This window comes from Streptomyces sp. NPDC059866 (genome assembly GCF_042731325.1).
Classification (GTDB): domain Bacteria; phylum Actinomycetota; class Actinomycetes; order Streptomycetales; family Streptomycetaceae; genus Streptomyces; species Streptomyces flavusporus.
In genome coordinates this window covers 1-16,155 of record NZ_JBHWJT010000045.1, presented here as the reverse complement: position 1 = coordinate 16,155, position 16,155 = coordinate 1, and the positions used below count along the sequence as shown (strand labels likewise).

Annotated in this window: 14 protein-coding genes and 2 pseudogenes; 9 read left to right on the top strand and 7 right to left on the bottom strand. The window is 68.9% G+C overall.

From position 1 onward, the window contains the following. Positions 1 to 193: 193 nt before the first annotated feature. The 3 genes and pseudogenes from ACFV7R_RS40600 to ACFV7R_RS40590 all read right to left on the bottom strand — a co-directional run bounded on the left by ACFV7R_RS40600 (position 194) and on the right by ACFV7R_RS40590 (position 2,915). The gene (locus ACFV7R_RS40600; RefSeq protein WP_385273789.1) at positions 194 to 2,461 is read right to left on the bottom strand and encodes an RICIN domain-containing protein; all 2,268 of its coding nucleotides are present in this window, start codon (positions 2,459 to 2,461) and stop codon (positions 194 to 196) included. Positions 2,462 to 2,526: 65 nt separating this feature from the next. Continuing rightward, positions 2,527 to 2,709 (bottom strand): annotated as a pseudogene (locus ACFV7R_RS40595) (chitinase); the annotation flags it as partial. Further along, the gene (locus tag ACFV7R_RS40590) at positions 2,703 to 2,915 is read right to left on the bottom strand and encodes a hypothetical protein (RefSeq protein ID WP_385273787.1); all 213 of its coding nucleotides are present in this window, start codon (positions 2,913 to 2,915) and stop codon (positions 2,703 to 2,705) included. The gene ACFV7R_RS40590 and the pseudogene ACFV7R_RS40595, both read right to left, overlap by 7 nt. 501 nt (positions 2,916 to 3,416) lie before the next feature. On the opposite strand from ACFV7R_RS40590, the gene ACFV7R_RS40585 reads away from it, so the two are divergent. Continuing rightward, entirely contained in the window at positions 3,417 to 3,713 is a 297-nt protein-coding gene (locus ACFV7R_RS40585) for a helix-turn-helix domain-containing protein (protein WP_385273784.1), read from the top strand. 35 nt (positions 3,714 to 3,748) lie between these two features. Then, entirely contained in the window at positions 3,749 to 3,961 is a 213-nt protein-coding gene (locus ACFV7R_RS40580) for a hypothetical protein (protein ID WP_385273782.1), read from the top strand. A 248-nt stretch (positions 3,962 to 4,209) separates the two neighbouring features. On the opposite strand, the gene ACFV7R_RS40575 is transcribed toward ACFV7R_RS40580, so the two are convergent. After that, positions 4,210 to 4,743 carry a hypothetical protein gene (locus tag ACFV7R_RS40575; RefSeq protein WP_385273779.1) on the bottom strand — a complete coding sequence of 178 codons (534 nt, stop codon included), beginning with the start codon at positions 4,741 to 4,743 and terminating at the stop codon, positions 4,210 to 4,212. 786 nt (positions 4,744 to 5,529) lie between these two features. Between ACFV7R_RS40575 and ACFV7R_RS40570 the strand changes: the two genes are divergently transcribed. The 3 genes and pseudogenes from ACFV7R_RS40570 to ACFV7R_RS40560 form a co-directional block, all read left to right on the top strand. Continuing rightward, positions 5,530 to 6,648 carry a PP2C family protein-serine/threonine phosphatase gene (locus ACFV7R_RS40570; RefSeq protein WP_385273776.1) on the top strand — a complete coding sequence of 373 codons (1,119 nt, stop codon included), beginning with the start codon at positions 5,530 to 5,532 and terminating at the stop codon, positions 6,646 to 6,648. 892 nt (positions 6,649 to 7,540) lie between these two features. Continuing rightward, positions 7,541 to 10,234: a SpoIIE family protein phosphatase gene (locus ACFV7R_RS40565; protein ID WP_385273773.1), complete on the top strand. Its 2,694-nt coding sequence runs from the start codon at positions 7,541 to 7,543 to the stop codon at positions 10,232 to 10,234. 642 nt (positions 10,235 to 10,876) lie between these two features. Continuing rightward, a pseudogene (locus ACFV7R_RS40560) lies at positions 10,877 to 11,786 on the top strand (RNA-guided endonuclease InsQ/TnpB family protein); the annotation flags it as partial. Between the two features lie 35 nt (positions 11,787 to 11,821). Here the strand turns inward: ACFV7R_RS40560 and ACFV7R_RS40555 are convergent. Then, positions 11,822 to 12,466, bottom strand: a complete 645-nt coding sequence (locus ACFV7R_RS40555) for a dihydrofolate reductase family protein (protein WP_385273770.1) — start codon at positions 12,464 to 12,466, stop codon at positions 11,822 to 11,824. A 786-nt stretch (positions 12,467 to 13,252) separates the two neighbouring features. Between ACFV7R_RS40555 and ACFV7R_RS40550 the strand changes: the two genes are divergently transcribed. The 4 genes from ACFV7R_RS40550 to ACFV7R_RS40535 all read left to right on the top strand — a co-directional run bounded on the left by ACFV7R_RS40550 (position 13,253) and on the right by ACFV7R_RS40535 (position 14,984). Beyond that, a complete protein-coding gene (locus tag ACFV7R_RS40550; RefSeq protein ID WP_385273767.1) occupies positions 13,253 to 13,579 on the top strand; it encodes a hypothetical protein in 327 nt (108 codons plus the stop codon). Further along, entirely contained in the window at positions 13,510 to 13,911 is a 402-nt protein-coding gene (locus tag ACFV7R_RS40545; RefSeq protein WP_385273764.1) for a class I SAM-dependent methyltransferase, read from the top strand. The genes ACFV7R_RS40550 and ACFV7R_RS40545 overlap by 70 nt, the downstream gene beginning before the upstream one ends. After that, complete coding sequence (locus ACFV7R_RS40540; RefSeq protein ID WP_385273761.1) at positions 13,908 to 14,330, top strand: spore germination protein GerW family protein; 423 nt, start codon at positions 13,908 to 13,910, stop codon at positions 14,328 to 14,330. The genes ACFV7R_RS40545 and ACFV7R_RS40540 overlap by 4 nt, the downstream gene beginning before the upstream one ends. Before the next feature lie 354 nt (positions 14,331 to 14,684). Further along, a complete protein-coding gene (locus ACFV7R_RS40535) occupies positions 14,685 to 14,984 on the top strand; it encodes a DUF1496 domain-containing protein (RefSeq protein ID WP_385273758.1) in 300 nt (99 codons plus the stop codon). A gap of 83 nt (positions 14,985 to 15,067) precedes the next feature. Here the strand turns inward: ACFV7R_RS40535 and ACFV7R_RS40530 are convergent, their stop codons facing one another. Next, entirely contained in the window at positions 15,068 to 15,724 is a 657-nt protein-coding gene (locus ACFV7R_RS40530) for a hypothetical protein (protein ID WP_385273755.1), read from the bottom strand. Positions 15,725 to 15,833: 109 nt separating this feature from the next. Further along, a complete protein-coding gene (locus ACFV7R_RS40525; protein WP_385273752.1) occupies positions 15,834 to 16,070 on the bottom strand; it encodes a hypothetical protein in 237 nt (78 codons plus the stop codon). Positions 16,071 to 16,155 lie beyond the last annotated feature (85 nt).

Genomic DNA, 16,155 nt, shown 5'->3' with positions numbered 1-16,155 from the left:
CTGCGGCGGGCCGCGGGAACCACTCGTTGGCTTCCTTGACGAAGTCGATGTGCGCGGCGTCCCAGGTGCCGTTGTAGAAGGCGATGACCTTGAAGGGAGCCCTGGGTCGCGACGGAAGGGGGCCCGGCGTGGGCCGGGGCGGTCGGCCCCAGCACCAGCGCCAGCAGCATCAGCAGCCGTGTTGTGAGCCGCCTCAGGGGTAGTTCACCAGGTTGGCCACGTTGGTGGAGGAGTTGGACGGGCCGCCTCGGTCGTTGATGACGTGCCGGATGGTCCCGGTGCCGCCGAGTGAGACGGTCACCATGTTCTGGAAGCGCACGTTCGGGTTGTTGGGCACTTCGAAGGCGTGCTCGGCGGTGACGGACGGGTTGACGTTGAAGTAGCAGTAGCTGCCGAGTCCGTAGGCCTGGTGGCTGGTGACGGAGTTGGCGACCTTGTAGGCGGCGTAGCCCTGCGTGGAGCCGTTCATCCAGGCGGCCTGGTTCGGCGGGTCGTAGGGCATTTCGTTCTGGTAGAAGTACGTGCGTCCGCCGTTGCCGTTCCAGATGGTCTGGTGTTTCTGGTAGTGCTCGACGAACAGGCCGTACATGGTGACGTTGTCGCCGTTGACGACGAGTCCGGTGTCGGCGGTGTTGGTGTTCCAGCCGATGCCGCTGCCGTGGTCGCCGCGCCAGATCCACAGGTGGTCGCCGATGACGTGGTCGCTGTTGACGACGAGGCTGGTGGTCGCCTTGCCCACGGCGGCTCCGCCGACCCGGAAGTAGACGTCGTGCAGGGAGGTGGGGTTCGCCGCGTGGCCGGCGGCGGCGTCGGCCGGGCCGACCTCCATGAGCGTGGGCGAGTTGGTGGTGCCTGCGTCGAAGAGGATGCCCGCGATCTTCACCCCGTCGACGTCGGCGACCGTCATGGCGGTGATGCCGTTGTCCGGGATGAATGTGGCGAGGCCGAGTCCGAGGACGACGGTGTCGGGACGGGTGACCTGCAGGGTCTGGTTGAGATGGTAGACGCCGGGGGTGACCAGCAGGTTCTTGCCTTCGGCGAGAGCGGCGTTGATCTGTGCGGCGCTCGCGCCCGGTTTGACGACGAAGAACTGGTCCATGCCGAGCGAGGTGCCTGCGGCGGTTCCGTTCGCCCAGGTGGTGGCCGAGGAGTTGGTCCGCAGGGAAGGGACGAATACCTTGTAGGCGCCTGCGTTGTCCACGTAGAGGAACGGCTTTTCCCGCACGGTGGGGGTCTGGTTCACCGTGGTGTAGGGCGGGTTGGGGAAGCTGGTGCCGGGCACGCCCTGGCTGCCCACGAAGACCATGTTCCAGTTGGAACCGGTCCAGCTGCCGAGCTGGGAGTTGCGGGTCAGCCACTGCTGCTGGGTGCCGGAGCGGACCTGGCCGTCGATCTTGCTGTCGGCCATGAACCCGCCGCTGGACCAGCCGCCGTCACTGAGTTCCAGGTTGCCGCGGACATGCATGCGCCGGTATCCGGAGGCCTGGGAGACCGCCCATCGGTCGGTGCCGCCCGTGGGGTTCACCGACAGGTTCTCGGCGCCGCGCCAGAAGTTGTGGGTGGCGTTCTGCGGCGGGAACCAGTCTGCCTCCACGTGCACGGCGCCGTTGATGGTGACGGAGTCGGGTGACTGGCCCAGGCCCAGGACCTGTGTGTAGAAGCCGACGTTGACGTCGTTGCTGTACGTGCCGGGCTTGAACATCACGGCGTAGCGCTGGGAGCCGAACTGGTTCGTCTCCTGCTGCTGGAAGATGGAGTCCAGTCGGCTCTGGATCGTCGAGGACGGCATCGACGGATCGAAGACGACCACGTTGGGGCCGAGGTCGACGTCCCCGGGCGCGGTGCTCACGGGCGCGACGTGGAAGCGCTGGGCGGCCGTTCCGTTGCAGGTGTACTGCACCAGCTGGACGCTGTCGGCCGTCGAGGCGGACGGGACGTCGAGGCACTTGCCGCTGTGCCGGTTGACGAAGTGGTAGGCGCCGCCGCCCTCGTCGACGGGCTGCCACTGCTGGTTGTTGCCGCCGCCGTACGTCCACAGGTGCACGGCCGCGTTGTCAGCCGTGGACACGTTGCTCACATCCACCACCTGCTGGGCGTCATTGCGGTTGTCGATCCGCACGAAGCCGTCGCTGGTCGGTGTGAAGCTCCACTGCTGTGCGGTGCTGTTGTTACAGGTGTACTGCTGCACCGCCGTGCCGTTCACGGTGCCGGCCGCTCGGGCGTCCAGGCACTTTCCGCTGCCGCTGTTCACGACTGTGGACCAGCCCGTGGGCAGGGCTGCTGTGGCGGAGTCCGGCGATGTTGCCGCCGTAGGGGTGGTGGTTGCCTGGGTGGGCTGTGCGGTGGTGAGGATCGAGACGGCCATGGTGACGGCCACGAGGACAGCGGTCCACCGGCCGTGGTCATGGGTCGCGGCTGAGCCGTGCCGGCCGCCGATGAGGGGGCGCGCGGGTCTGAGCATGTCGTCTCCTGTGCCGACGAAGCGGCATGTGTGGGGGCAGGAAGGAGAGGCCGAAAGAGGGGGCGTCAGCCGTTGTACTGGGCGAAGACCCGCGTGAAGTCCCATGGCCGATGGGAGACTCCCGAGCAGGTGTCGGCCCCGCCGCCGGTGCACGGCCGGTCGCGGTTGGCCGACCGGAAGGTCAGCCGCGCCGGGTGGCGCTGTTGGGCGTAGCCGAGAATGGTGCGGAAGTCGTCGACGGTCACTGTCGCGTCCAGGCGCCGTCGGCCTGCGGGTTGACGATGTCGCGGGCGGCGGTGCCGTTGTGGTCGTACAGCTGTATGGCCGTGCCGTTGGCTGTGGCGGCGCCCGCGACGTCCACGCCCTTGCCGCCGACACCGGTGATCTGGCCGGTGGCAGCCGCTGTGTCCAGCGCACTGCGTACCGCGGATTGGCGTAGAAGCCTTGTGGTCATCGGGTCACCGTCCATTTCGGCGGGCGGCACCGCAGGTCGATGGCTGCGGCCGGGCTGGCGCGGGCGGTGCTGCCCTAAGAGAATGCGAGTAATGGCATGTATATGACAGATCGCGCGTGAAGGACCTGCAGAAACGTGAGCGGTACTACGTCTGCCGGGGTGGGGATCGAGCGCTTAGTTCACTACGTGATTTAAGAAGTGACGGAAAGCCCCTGTCAAGAGTTTGGTCTGGTCCAATCCCGAGTGCTGTTCACATGGGTGATCATTGTTCATGTGGGTGTTCATGGAGTTCCAGCCGTGTGAGGAGCCTTCAACTCCCGGACGTGCCGTGCAGTTGGAGAAGCGGGATGACCTCTTCGACTTCGACCCCGTCAGCTCGCTCGTGACGGTTGTCCGTAGGAGCCCACACGCCGAGGCGGCGTCGAAGTCACGGCGTGCGCCTTGGTTCAAGCTATACGCATCTCGCATAATCAATGTGACTGACGTGGTAGATGCTGCAGCATGCGGATGACCTTGGCCGAGTGTGTCCGATCGTCGGTGGCGGCACTCCTGCACGCTACGGGCGAGTCGCAGACCGACCTCGCAGCGGCTTTGGGAGTGAGCCAGACGCAGATGAGTCGCCGTCGAGCTGGAGGCGCCGCGTGGAGCTTGGACGACTGCGGTGCGGTGGCCGCGTACTTCGAGATCGACGTGCTGGATCTGATGGCCGGGCCGGCCCGGGCCGCTGTGTTGGCCGGCGTCAGGCAAGAGGTCCCGCTGTCGCCCGTCGAGGAACGGCGCGCGCTTGCGAGGGATTGAATCTGTCGCGCACACAGGTGGCGCAGGCCCTCGGGGTGAGTCCCTCCATGATCGGCGGCTGGGAGTCCGGACGGGAGCCGAGCGGCGAGATCCGGGAGAAGTACGCGTACTTCCTCGACAGGGCACGCACCAAACTGCAGGCACTCACCCAGGAAACGGAAGTCGCCACAGGCGAGGCGGACCTCCCGGCCGGTGACGACGTCGACGAGGTCGGGGCCCTCCTGGAAACCCGGCGGGAGGCCGGCTGACGGCTCCATCGCTTCCTCATGCTCCTCGCCCTCGGGCGGGACGAGGCAGCGCAACCTGGACCGCTTCCGGGGCGGCGGTGCGCACCGCTTCCGTGCAGGCGCTCGCTCTGTCCCGGCAGATGATCTCCGTTCCGGGGTGTTGCCGAAGCCGGGCGGTCGGCCTGGCATGCCTTGCGTGATGCAGCCGGGGCTTCGGTCAGGGCCGTGCCGGCTGGTCCGTCCGTCGGCGCGCTCCGGCAGGGGACTCGTCAGTGCTGCAGGTGGACGGTGAAGTGTCGTTCGGTCTCGCCCGCGGGGACGGTGCGGACAAAGCCCTGAGCGGTGCGGTAGTCGCCGGATCCGCCGGTGATGCTGACGTCGACGGAGGGCGGAGCGGGCAGGTGCAGCAGTGACTGCGCGGTGAACTGTCCCTCGGGGAGTGCGAAGGTGCCCAGGCACTGGAGGGCGGCCGGACTGACCTGGGTGAAGGTGCAGACCGCGCTGTGATCGCCCACCTTCTTGCCGTCACGGTAGAGATCCTCGTGCACAATCCGCTGATCACCCACGCTGACTCCAGGCTTGCCCAGGTCGACTTCTCCGGCCGAGGTCTGCTTGCCGACCAGCTCGAAGGTCTCCACACGGTGCTTCTCGGCCGGCGCCGCGGCCGACGCCGACGGCGAGAGCGCTGCACCGCAGGCGAGGGCCACAGCTGCTGCGGCAGCTGCGCTCAGGTATCGCGCCTTGCTTGTCTTGGTGATGTCCGGAACCTGGCTGGTCCGTTCATTGGTCTTCATATCGTGCATGTGTAAATGGTGCGGTCGGGTCGTGCTGGACGACCAGTGGGGCCGGCGACCCTGGTAGGGGCAGGCCGCGGTGCTCGGGCAGAGCGGCATCAGTCACCGGTTGCGCGGTGCATCAGCCGCTCGGCGCGGCCCAACCGTCGGATCTGCCGAGGAGGTCAGGCGGCCTAGCCGCTCCGGCAGCAGCGACGTGCCGATGCCGTCGCGCTTGAGGCGCTTTGCTGTCCCCGCGCCGTCGAACATGACGGCGACGATCGCGCCCTGTCCAGCAGTCGTTCGGGCTTAGGAACGGTTGCCTTCGCAGCCATGACGTCCCCGCCCACGGTGAGGACGAAGGGCCTCACCTGAGTGGGTCAGTGAGCGCTGACTACCCGCAGTTATCCGGTCGTCCCGGTCCGCCTCGCGTCCCGGCGGGCGCCTCGCGGCCGGCGCTGCATCGGCCCGGCGTATGACGCCGCCCATGCGCACAGCCGTGGCGGGCTGTCGTTGCCCTGTGGCTGCGGTGCTCGCACCGGTTACGGTGCATGGAGCCTCGGCTGCCGGAGGAGTGCGACATGCAGGAGGCCGCAGTGACGTTGGGGCCTGTGCCCTGCCGGGCCGCGCCTCCGGCGTCCTGACGGCGCCGGAGGCGCAACCGATCCCAGCCCTCGGTTGCCCTGTGCGAGAAACGTTTGCGGCTCGTGGGTCGTCGCCTGGCCTGTTGGGGACGGTTCAAGGCGGCTGACAGTCGTGCATGAGTGCTTGCTGCAGCACAGCAGGTGCCCATTTAATCCCGATAAGATGCATTTTGTGATCAAGTCGGGACGGCTGCGGCGCCGCCACCCTCCCCACGGTGGCCAGGGGAAAGCCGTACTGATGTCACCGGTGATCCTTACCGTCGTCATTGCCGGCCTGGCCTTCTCCACGCCGAGGGAGATCGCCTTCAGTCGCCTGCTGCCCGCGGCACCCGCCCTCGCCGCCGCGATGTGGTCGGTAATCCCGACGGTCCTGCTGGGGGCGGTCTGCCTACTGGTCATGATCGGGCTCAGCTTCTTCTACTCCGACCTGGGGACGCCGTACACGGCTGCTGCAATCGTTGCCGTCACCTTGGCGGCCGCGTATGCAAGCCATCTCCGACTCCAACGGGAGGAGACGCTCTTCCAGGTCCGGCTCGTCGCGGACGCAGCCCAGAAAGTGCTGATGCGCCCGCTGCCGCGCCGGATCCGTGACGTCGAAATCGAGTCGCTGTATCTGGCGGCCCAAGAGCAGGCCCGGATCGGAGGAGACTTCTACGAGGCGGCCGACACGCCGTACGGGCTTCGGCTGCTCATCGGCGATGTGCGCGGCAAGGGCCTGTCGGCGGTGGGAGCGGCCTCGGTGGTGATCAACTGCTTCAGGGAGAACGCATACGACCAGCCCGAGCTGAAGGGCATCATCCGTCGCCTGGAGACCAGCATCGCCCGCTACAGCATGGCGACCCCCGCCCACGATCAGCCGGAGCACTTCGCCACCGCTCTGATCGCCGAGATCCCGTACAGCGGCGGGCACATCAGAGTTCTCAACTGCGGGCACCCACCACCGCTGCTGGTGCAGCGCGGGGAGGTCCAGGTCCTCGAGCCGACCGTCCCCTCGGCACCCCTCAATCTCGCGGCGCTCGTCGGAGGCGACTACTGCGTCGACACCGTCGCCTTCGTTCCGGGTGACCAGATTCTGCTCTACACCGACGGGGTTTCGGAGACCCGGGATCGCGCCGGCGAGTTCTTCCCGCTGCCGGACTGGATGCGGCAGCACAGCCCGGCGCCGCCCCGTGAGCTGCTGGACCGGCTCCACCGGGACCTGCTCCACTACAGTGGCGGAAGACTCGACGACGACATCGCCGCGCTCGCCGTGCGCTGCCGGCCCGCAGGGGCTCCCGAGCTCTCCGCGTAGGTGGCCCCACTCCTGATCGTCGGGGGCCTGGGCTCGCTTCCGGTACGCCCTTACGCGCCCGACGCTCGCGAGCTCGTCGCAGCGGCGCCAACCGTGCAGCGGGAGTGGGTCATGAAATTCACGTGGTCGGCGTGATCACCGGGCCGGTCATCGCCTGCATTCCCAGCCGGGCCCCGTGCCTGCGGACGAGGCCACTTGGGTGACCGTCGCCGTCGGCCGGTCAGCCGCGCGGGGCCGACAGGTGGATGAGGATGCCGCATACTCGTCCACGATCTCCCCGGGTCTCCCTCTCGTGGTCAGCACTCTCACCCGAACCCGGCCGGCACATCGCTCCTCGTCCACCTCCAGGAGCCGGGCGTTGCGCCGTACCCATGTGCGGTCTCACCGGCTGCACAGCGCCTCGAGCCGGCCGCGCCGTCGTCCTCCCGCCAGGTCTCGTGGCTCTCCGTCCCGCATGGGGACATGGGGGTGAACCGCTCACCGTTCGATCCGCGTGTCAGGGGGTGCCGGGCTGAGCCGAAAGGGCGGGAGGACCCCACCGCCGGGCTCCGGGGGTCCGGACGCCCCGGAATGCCTGTCGTTCCGGAACACCGGCCGGAGCGCCACGGCTGCGGCCGGCGGCACCCGCCGGCGTTGCGCCAGACGGTTCAAGCCCGGTGCCGGTTCAAGCCCGGGCCCAGTGGCACGGGCGCAGTTCTGTTCCAGCATGTCCGGCAGGACCAGGGCCCGCCAACGGTGTCGGTTGCGTCGGTCCAGGCCCGCACGGCGGTGATATGAAAGGTATATGCGGGCATCGATCAGGCGATATCCGACTCCGCCGCGTCATCCGCCCCCCGGACGTTCGCACGACCGTCACGCTTCCCTGCTGAACCCGCACAGCACAGCCGGGCAGGTGTTCCTTCTCCAGGTCGCGATCGTGGTGCTGTTGGTCGTGACTGCCGTGGCTGCCATGCTGCTCCAGGCGGCAAACGACGCTCTGCAGCAGGGGCGCAGGGAGTCGGTCGTCGCGGCCCAGACATTCGCGAGTGCCCCCGGTGTTGTCCAGGCGTTCCGCAGCCAGGACCCGTCCGCGGTGCTGCAGCCGCGAGCCGAAGAGGCACGGAAGCGAGCGGGCGTGGATTTCATCGTTGCCGTGAGCACAGAGGGAATTCGTTATACGTACCCCTACCCGGAGGAGATCGGGAAGAAGTTCGTCGGCACCTTCGAACCGGCCCTGGAAGGGCGTACCGTCATCGAGCAGGCCGGAGGCCCGCCTCTGCCCGCAGGCAAGGGCACGGCCGTGCAGGCTGTGGTGCCGGTGACCGACTCCCGCGGCACGGTCGTCGGCCTGGTCTCCGCAGGGATCACGGTCAGGAACGTGGCGAGACTGTGGATGCCACAGCTGCCGATCATCCTCGGTGCCGGGGCGGCGGCGCTCGTGCTGGCCACGACCGGTACGACACTTGTGTCCCGGCGGCTGCAGCGGCAGACGCGCGGTCTGGCGCCGGCGGAGCTGGCGCGGATGTACGAACACCACGAGGCCGTCCTGCACGCTGTGCGGGAAGGGGTGCTGATCACTGACGCCGACGGCCGACTGGTCCTGGCCAACGACGAGGCACAGCGACTGCTGGGCCTTCCGGCGGCGGCGCAGGGGCGCCATGTGCGGGAGCTGGGGCTGCCGGAGCAGATCGGGCGCTTGATCATGTCGTCCGAGGTGGTGACCGATGAGGTGCATCTCGCGGAGGACCGCTTGCTGGCGGTGAACAAGCGGCCCACGTTCCCGCACGCTGTCCAGGGAGGCAGCGTGGTGACGTTGCGGGACACGACCGAGCTGGCTGCAGTCTCGGGGCGGGCCGAGGCCGCGCGGGAGCGACTGAAGCTGCTGTACGGGGCCGGGGTGCGGATCGGGACGACGCTGGATGTAACGCGTACGGCCCAGGAGCTGGCCGAAGTGGCCGTGCCGCAGTTCGCAGACGTCGTCACGGTGGATCTGCTGGATTCGGTGTTGCAAGGATCAGAGCCGACGGCCGAGGGATGGCGGAATCTTCGGCGTGTGGCGACCAGCGGCGAGCACCGGATGGTGCCGGCGTATCACCTCGGCGAAGTGATCACATACCTGCCGGGGACCCCGCAGATGCGGACGCTGCCGCAGGGACGGGGCGTACTGGAGGCGGACCTGCAGCAGGCTCACGGTTGGCAGGAGCAGGATCCGGATCGCGCTCGAGAGGCTCTGGAGCGCGGGTTGCACGCGCTGGTCACCGTGCCGCTGCGGGCGCGGGGTGTGCCCCTGGGCGTGGCGAGCTTCTACCGGGCGGGTGACTCCCCGCCGTTCGAACCGGAGGACGTGTCCTTCGCGGAGGAGTTGGCCGCGCGGGCAGCGGTGGCCCTCGACAACGCCCGGCGGTTCACCCGGGAACACGCGATGGCGGTGACGCTGCAGCGCAGTCTGCTGCCGCGGGGGCAGCCGGACCAGGACGCACTGGAGGTGGCCTGGCGATATCTGCCGGCGGAGGCGGGGGTGGGTGGCGACTGGTTCGACGTCATCCCGCTGCCGGGCGCTCGAGTGGCGCTGGCGATGGGCGACGTCGTCGGTCACGGACTGCACGCCGCGGCGACGATGGGACGACTGCGCACCGCGGTGCACAACTTCTCCACCCTCGACCTCCCCGTGGAGGAGGTGCTCGGGCACCTGGACGACCTGGTCGTACGCATGGACAACGAGGAGAGCACCGGAAATGCCACGGAGGGACACGAGGGCGAGGGCGTGACGGGTACGACGTGTCTGTACGCGATCTACGACCCGACAGCGGGGAAATGCACGATGGCCCGTGCAGGCCACCCCGACCCGGTGGTGGTGAGTCCGGACGGGACCGTCACCTTTTCCGACGCGCCGGCATCGGTCCCGCTCGGCCTGGGAGGCCACCCCTTCGAGACCGCCGAGTTGTACCTGCCCGAAGGGTCACAACTGGTGCTGTACACCAACGGCTTGGTGTCGGACCGCACCCGCGACCCGGACGTCGGGCTGGATACGCTGCATCGGGCGTTGGACGGGGCCGGGGGGCGTACTGCGGAGGAGACGTGTCAGGCGGTGATCGATGCGTTGACGCCGGCGCATGCCTCCGACGACATCGCGCTGCTCGTGGCACGTACCCGGCTGTTCCCGCCCTCGTGCGTGGCCCAGTGGGACGTGCCGTCGGACCCTGCGGTGGTGCCCTCGGCGCGGGCGCACTGCGCGGAGAAGTTGCGGGAGTGGCGTCTGGAGGACATCGGATTCACCACGGAGCTGATCGTCAGCGAGTTGCTCACCAACGCGATCCGGTACGGATCGCCGCCCGTCACGGTGCGGCTTCTGTACGGGGGCTGTCTGATCTGCGAAGTGTCGGACGGCAGCAGCACCTCGCCGCGCCTGCGGCGGGCGACGACCATGGACGAAGGCGGGCGGGGGCTGTTCCTCGTGGCGCAGTTCGCACAGCGCTGGGGAACGCGGTACACACCCCGGGGCAAGGTCATCTGGGCGGAACAGAGTACGGACGACGGCGCATCCGCCGCCACGGGCCACACACCTGTCGACGTTCTGCTCGAGCAGTTCGGTGATCCTGCCCTGTGACTTGGACAGCCCTCTCGCCGGGGTGTGACCTGCGCCAGCCAGGACGATCGGTGAACGTGACGGCAGCGTCGGCAAGCGACTCCCGCGGTCTCAGTTCCCGTCTCGTACACCCGCGTTCGGGGCCGTCCCGGAGGCCCGCACACGAGCCGCTTCACCGCAGGCCAAAACGCTTCTTGCGGTTTGTCCCACCTCAATCGGGACAGTCAGTCGTACAGACGAGTCGCCACGCTCTCGCTCTCCCGGCCCCGCTCGCGCCACGGCCACCCCGTCTTCCTCGGCGCGGCCTTGTGGCGGTGCCGAGTTCACCTGTTGTTGCGAGGATGCCCCGGCGTTCACGCCGGGCGGAATCGCGTCCGGGTGTCGCGACGCGGAACGTCGCCGCATCCGGTTCAGGGCGCGGAGCGCCCTCACCGCTGTCGGCACCGCCGAGGTGATGCGAACGCACGTGCATGTAGTCGCTGGTTGGGGTGGCGGCTGCGGGATCGAGGCACGTGTGTGCGGCCGTCGTACGTATGGTCCTTCGGGGTTCGGGATGCCATGGCGTCCCGGCCGGGACCGTGAAGGGGGGCGAGATGACGCAGGTGAGGGCGGCCGCGGAGGCCGGGCACGTCCGGTACACCTACCGGCTGCGCGTGTCGTCTGGCACGCCGGGCCGGGATGCCGACGCGGAAGACCAAGCGTGAGGCGCTGCCGACCCTGAACTACACCCGGCGCGGCTTCCGCCGCAGGGATGGCCGCCTGCACCTGGCCGGGGGCGTCGCGGTGACGGTGGTGTGGTCGCGGGACCTGCCGGCTGAGCCGTCCTCGGTACGCGTGTACCAGGACAGCCTGGGGCACTGGTACTGCTCGTTCGTCGTGCCCGCCGAGGTGCAGCCGCTGCCGGAGACCGGCCGCGTGATCGGTGTCGACTGGGGCGTGCAGGAGACCGCCACCACCACATCCGACGCCCACGACCTCCCCCCGCCGAACACGGCAGGAAGGCCCAGGCGAGGCTGACCCGGTACGACCGGACGATGGCCCGCCGCAAACCGGCGAAGGGACAGGCCGGATCGAACGGCTACCGCGCGGCGAAGAGACTGCGGGCGAAGGCGCACCAGAAGGGCGCCTGGCAGCGTGCGGACACCGGCCGCAAGTGGGCCAAGAAGGTCGTGCGCGACCACGACGCCCTCGCGGTGGAGGACTTCCGTCCGAGGTTCCTCGCCCGGATCACCATGGCCCGCAAGGCCGCCGACGCCGCCATCGGCGCCACCAAGAAGGCCCTGATCGAGATGGGCCGCAAGCACGGACGGGACGTCCGCCTCGTCCACCCCGCGCACACCACGATGGACTGCGCGCACTGCGATGCGAGAGCCAAGCACGCTCCCCCACTGCCTTAAGGGCGTGGGGGGACCCCCAGCCGCTGGGTGAGCGCACCTACACCTGCACCGCGTGCGGAACCGCCTCCCCACGGGACAAGAACTCCGCACGCGTGATGCTCGTCCGGGCTGGTCTCAACCCGGCTGGTGCCGAGGGCGGAAGACCTCCTGGAGCGCTGCTCCAGGAGGCGGCCTGAGCCAGGACTCCCCTCCCCTTCAGGGAGGGGAGAATTCAATTTCGCCAGAACAGGTGGTGCGTCACGCCGCTCGGGCTGGGCACGACATCCAGGTGGAACCGGTCGAGCAGCTCATCGGGTGACTCCCAGAGCCGTAGTCCGGACCCGAGCTTCACCGGTGAGACCGCCACGTGCATGGTGTCGACGAGGTCGGCGTCCAGGAACTGCCGGATCGTGGTCACCCCGCCGCCGAGTCGGACGTCCTTGCCCTGCGCCGCCTCCCGCGCCTGCTCGAGGACCGTGGCCGGGTCGCCGTCGACGAAGTGGAACGTGGTGTCGGAGAGCGTGAACGAAGGACGCTTGTGGTGGGTCATGACGAACACCGGGGTGCGGAACGGGGGCTCGTCACCCCACCAGCCGCGCCACTCATGGTCGTGCCAGGGCCCGCGCTGGGGCCCGAACTTGTTGCGGCCCATGATCTCGGCGCCGATGTTGCGTGCGTAGTCCCGCGTGAAGTAGTCGTCGAGGCCCCGGCTCCCCCCGGGGTCGGTGCGCATGGGCCAGCTCGCCGTGGCGCCGGCCCAGGCGAACAGCCTCTCGGGAGAGGCGTGGCCGAACGGCCTCTCGAAGCTCTGGTCCTCACCTGCACCGATCCCGTCACTCGAGACGCTGAAGTTCTGGACTCGCAGTAGCTGAGCCACGTGTTCCTCCTGTGTTGCCGATAACGGTGGTGAGACTCTCCGGGCCGGGAAAACTCATCGCTGCGCTCGTGACCGGCGAGAAATCGGGCTATCTGACCAACCCATGTGAGGCAGCGGTGCGAGCTCACGGTGATGCGGGTGACCCGCTCGGAGGATCCCGCCACCCGTACGGGGGTGACGACTCAGTGGCGGATGACTGAGCGCCAGTCCGGGGTCCGAGACCGCCGACCGGCGCCATGGGCCGGTGCAGGACGGCGTCGGCCACCTTCGGCCGACGAGCCGCGCGTCCTGGTGGAGCGGGACGACTTGGAATGTTGGGAACTCGGCACACCAACATGGGGACCTGCACCTCTCCGAGGCCGATGACCGGCCACGACCACCTCGGCCCCGTCCCCGGCGACCGGTCGGTGTATGCCCTCCGCCTCACCGCCGACGCAGTGTCACTCGTCCGACGCGCCGTGGCACGGGAGCCGAAAACTGACGTCCGCCCCCCCACGCCTTCCGACGGCTTGCGGGCTTGCCCAGGCCATCACCTCTGCCGGGTGGGATCAACGGCCTTGAGCCGCTCGATCACCTGAGCCAGGGAAATGGCGAAGTCATCGAGCTGCCCTGGAGGCATGTCCGCGAACAGTACGGCGGCCAGGTCGTCGCGTCCCCCGCGGAGCCCGGCGGTGACCTCGCGGCCCCTGTCCGTGAGGTGGACGAGGGTCGCGCGCCGACCCCTCCGCATATCAGAGTAGCCCCAGCGACGTCGCAGGGATGCTGCCGCAGAGGGAGACGGTCACCATGACCCAGCGCATCAAGCACCCGGTCTTCGCCCGCTTCTACGCCAAGCCGGCCGCCCCGGTCCTGGAGAAGGCCGGCGTCACCGAACACCGCCGTCGGTTGCCGGCCGGCCTGTCCGGCGAGGTCATCGAGGTCGGCGCAGGCAACGGACTGAACTTCCCCCACTACCCGCCCGAGATGAAACGGGTCCTCGCCGTCGAACCGGAACCCCGCCTGCGTGCTCTGGCCGAACAACAGGCCCCCACCGCCCCGTCCCGGTGGAGACACACGACGGCCGAGCCGAGCAACTGCCCTTTTCCGACGCCTCCTTCGATGCTGCGATCGTAAGCATGACCCTCTGCTCCGTGGCCGATCCGCACACCGCTCTCGCCGAACTCCACCGGGTTCTGCGGCCGGGCGGCCAGTTGCGGTTCTTCGAGCACGTCCAGGCCGACTCGCCCGCAGCGCGGCGCGTCCAGCGCGGGCTCGATGCCACCGTCTGGCCCCGGCTGATGGGCGGCTGCCACACCGGCCGTGACACCCAGACGGCCATCACCGCCGCCGGCTTCACCGTCACCACTGTCGACCGGTTCCTCTTTCCTGCCACCCGGATGCCCTCATCGGCCGGCACCCTCATCCTCGGCACCGCCGAACGCCCCTACCAGGAAGGCACTCGATGACCACCTCGGACGACACGCCACAGTCCGTCCCGCTGGCGGACATGACCGCAGCCCACGCCTCGGTCACCCTCCTGGAACGCCTGGCCGACAAACTCGGCGGCCGGGCCTCGGTGACCGCCGTCTACGGCGAGCCCGTGGTCAGCGAGGGCATCACCGTCATACCGGTCGCCGAGGTCGGCTTCGGCTTCGGCGGCGGCGCGGGACGCGAAGTCGGCAAGGACAAGACCGGCGAGGGCGGAGGAGGCGGCGGCGGAGCGGGGGCCCGGCCCATCGGGTTCATCGAAATCAAGGAGGGCACCGCGACGTACAAGCCTCTCCGGGATCCATGGGCGGACGTCGTTCTCCCCCTCGCCGCCCTCCTGGTAGGCACAGCCCTCCCGCGTCTCGCCCGCCGCCTCGCCAAGCGCCGCATTCGCTGAGCTTGTCCACCCTTCCAAGCGCGGGGCTGAGACGGTCATTCGTTGCGGGACTGCTGTGCTCAGCGGCCTTCTGCTCAGCCACAACCAGAGCCGTTCTCAAGAATCGCCATCAACTCGGCTGCACCCGTTGGACTGTGCGGTTGCAGTGGCGGCCGATCGTGCAGAAGCGCCGGCGACCACCGGTGCGGCTGACCGTACCCTGCTGCAACTTGCCGAGTTGGTACGCCAGGAGCCGAAGCCCGTCCTTTTCCACAGCCGGCGCCTGACGTCAAGCCCCGAATTCCCGGGGCTGGTCCGCGGCTGATCACGTGGAGAGCCTTGAGCCAATGCCTTCCACCCGATCAGACCTCCCTCATGACCACGACCAAGACCTCCGCCGGTCGGTGGACGCTTCTGGCGGTCCTCGGCCTCGCCACCGCTGCCGGTGTTCTTGCCGGACCGGCCACAGCCGCACAAGCCCTGCCGCCGCAACCCGATGGTGAGCCGGGCGCGGCGACCTGCACGTGGGGAAATAAGAACTACAGCGAGGGCGCCGTCATCAAGAGTGATGGCCGCAAGTACGAGTGCAGGTCGGATGGGCGATGGCATGACGTCGGTCCGGCCGCCAAAAAGGTTTCGGTGAAGAAGCCGCCGGTCACACCACCGCGCAAGTGACGACGCGACAGCTCGCAGCGTCCGGTCGGCTGTGCGGAGGGGATCCTTCCCCCAGCCGACCGGACCTCCCCACGGGCACGCCTTCACCTGCTGGCGCAGTTCGGGTCGTTCCAATGGCCGATGCAGTCGTCGAGGTGCCCGTTGTCCCTCCGCCCCCGTTGCGGTGAGCAGGTCCGTCTCTGACTGCGCAGGTCGCGCGGGCGAGCAACCCGGGCAGTACGACGGCGATGTGGGTGAGAGACCGGCTGGACGGGCTGTGGTACGACGAGGACTTCGCCGACCGGTACCCGCGCGACGGGCGCCCCGTAGCCGGCCACGAGGATCGGCTCCCGGGAGCCGATGTCGAAGCGGGCCGTGGCGCATCCGTGCCAGAAGTCGGGCGCGCCGAAGGGCCGGTAGGAGCCGTCGACGAGGTGGACGGTGCCCGGGTTCCACATGAGCGCCGTCCACCAGGGGCGGTGCCGGTTCGCGGCCATGGCGGTGCCGTAAGGGTGCCCGTCGGTGACATTCACCTTGCTGGTCAGACCGCACCGTTCGGCCAGGTTCTGAATCAGCACGGCGGCCTGGCGCTCCCAGGAGTCGCGGCTGGTGGTGCTCTCGTCGGCGATCACTTCCTGCGGCGCGAGGATGTCCGGGGAGATCTTCCGGATCGCGGTGACGCGTGCGTTCCAGGAGGTGGTGCCGCGGGTGATGGGCATGAGTTTGTCGGCGTCGAGGTCGGCGAGTCGTATGCAGGTCAACGGGCTTCTCCCGGATCACTGGTGGTGAGGCCGGCTGGTGTGACCGAGCGTGTCGGTGCGCCGGATGGCCGGTCGGGTGGCCAGCCGATCGGGCCGGGGCGCGGGCGGCTCACGACCCTCCCGAGCCGGTGACGAATGAGACGGGGCCGTAGACCGACCTGGTGCCGGCGTGGCAGGGGCCGCGCAGGATCAGGACAGCGAGGCCGTCCGCGTCCAGCTGTTCCGCCGTCTTCCAGCCGGCGGTGACCAGAGTGATCTCGTCCTCGTCGAGGGCGATCCCTCGCCGCTCTGCGGGGGTTGTGAACAGGTGGCGATGGACGGCACTTGAGCGTGTTCTGGTACGCATGAGTGAGCCTCCGGGCGGCGGCAGGCCCACTCCCCGGCGGGGAACGAGAGTTCTTGCGTCGAATGCGTGACCTTCGCCGGTGGTG

What these genes read in the sequence shown, in the direction of transcription:
- ACFV7R_RS40590 (WP_385273787.1), bottom strand. Translation starts at nt 2,915, where the DNA reads ATGACCACAAGGCTTCTACGCCAATCCGCGGTACGCAGTGCGCTGGAC.
- ACFV7R_RS40600 (WP_385273789.1), bottom strand. Translation starts at nt 2,461, where the DNA reads ATGCTCAGACCCGCGCGCCCCCTCATCGGCGGCCGGCACGGCTCAGCC.
- ACFV7R_RS40540 (WP_385273761.1), top strand. Translation starts at nt 13,908, where the DNA reads ATGACCACCTCGGACGACACGCCACAGTCCGTCCCGCTGGCGGACATG.
- ACFV7R_RS40575 (WP_385273779.1), bottom strand. Translation starts at nt 4,743, where the DNA reads ATGCACGATATGAAGACCAATGAACGGACCAGCCAGGTTCCGGACATC.
- ACFV7R_RS40550 (WP_385273767.1), top strand. Translation starts at nt 13,253, where the DNA reads ATGACCCAGCGCATCAAGCACCCGGTCTTCGCCCGCTTCTACGCCAAG.
- ACFV7R_RS40585 (WP_385273784.1), top strand. Translation starts at nt 3,417, where the DNA reads ATGCGGATGACCTTGGCCGAGTGTGTCCGATCGTCGGTGGCGGCACTC.
- ACFV7R_RS40535 (WP_385273758.1), top strand. Translation starts at nt 14,685, where the DNA reads ATGACCACGACCAAGACCTCCGCCGGTCGGTGGACGCTTCTGGCGGTC.
- ACFV7R_RS40525 (WP_385273752.1), bottom strand. Translation starts at nt 16,070, where the DNA reads ATGCGTACCAGAACACGCTCAAGTGCCGTCCATCGCCACCTGTTCACA.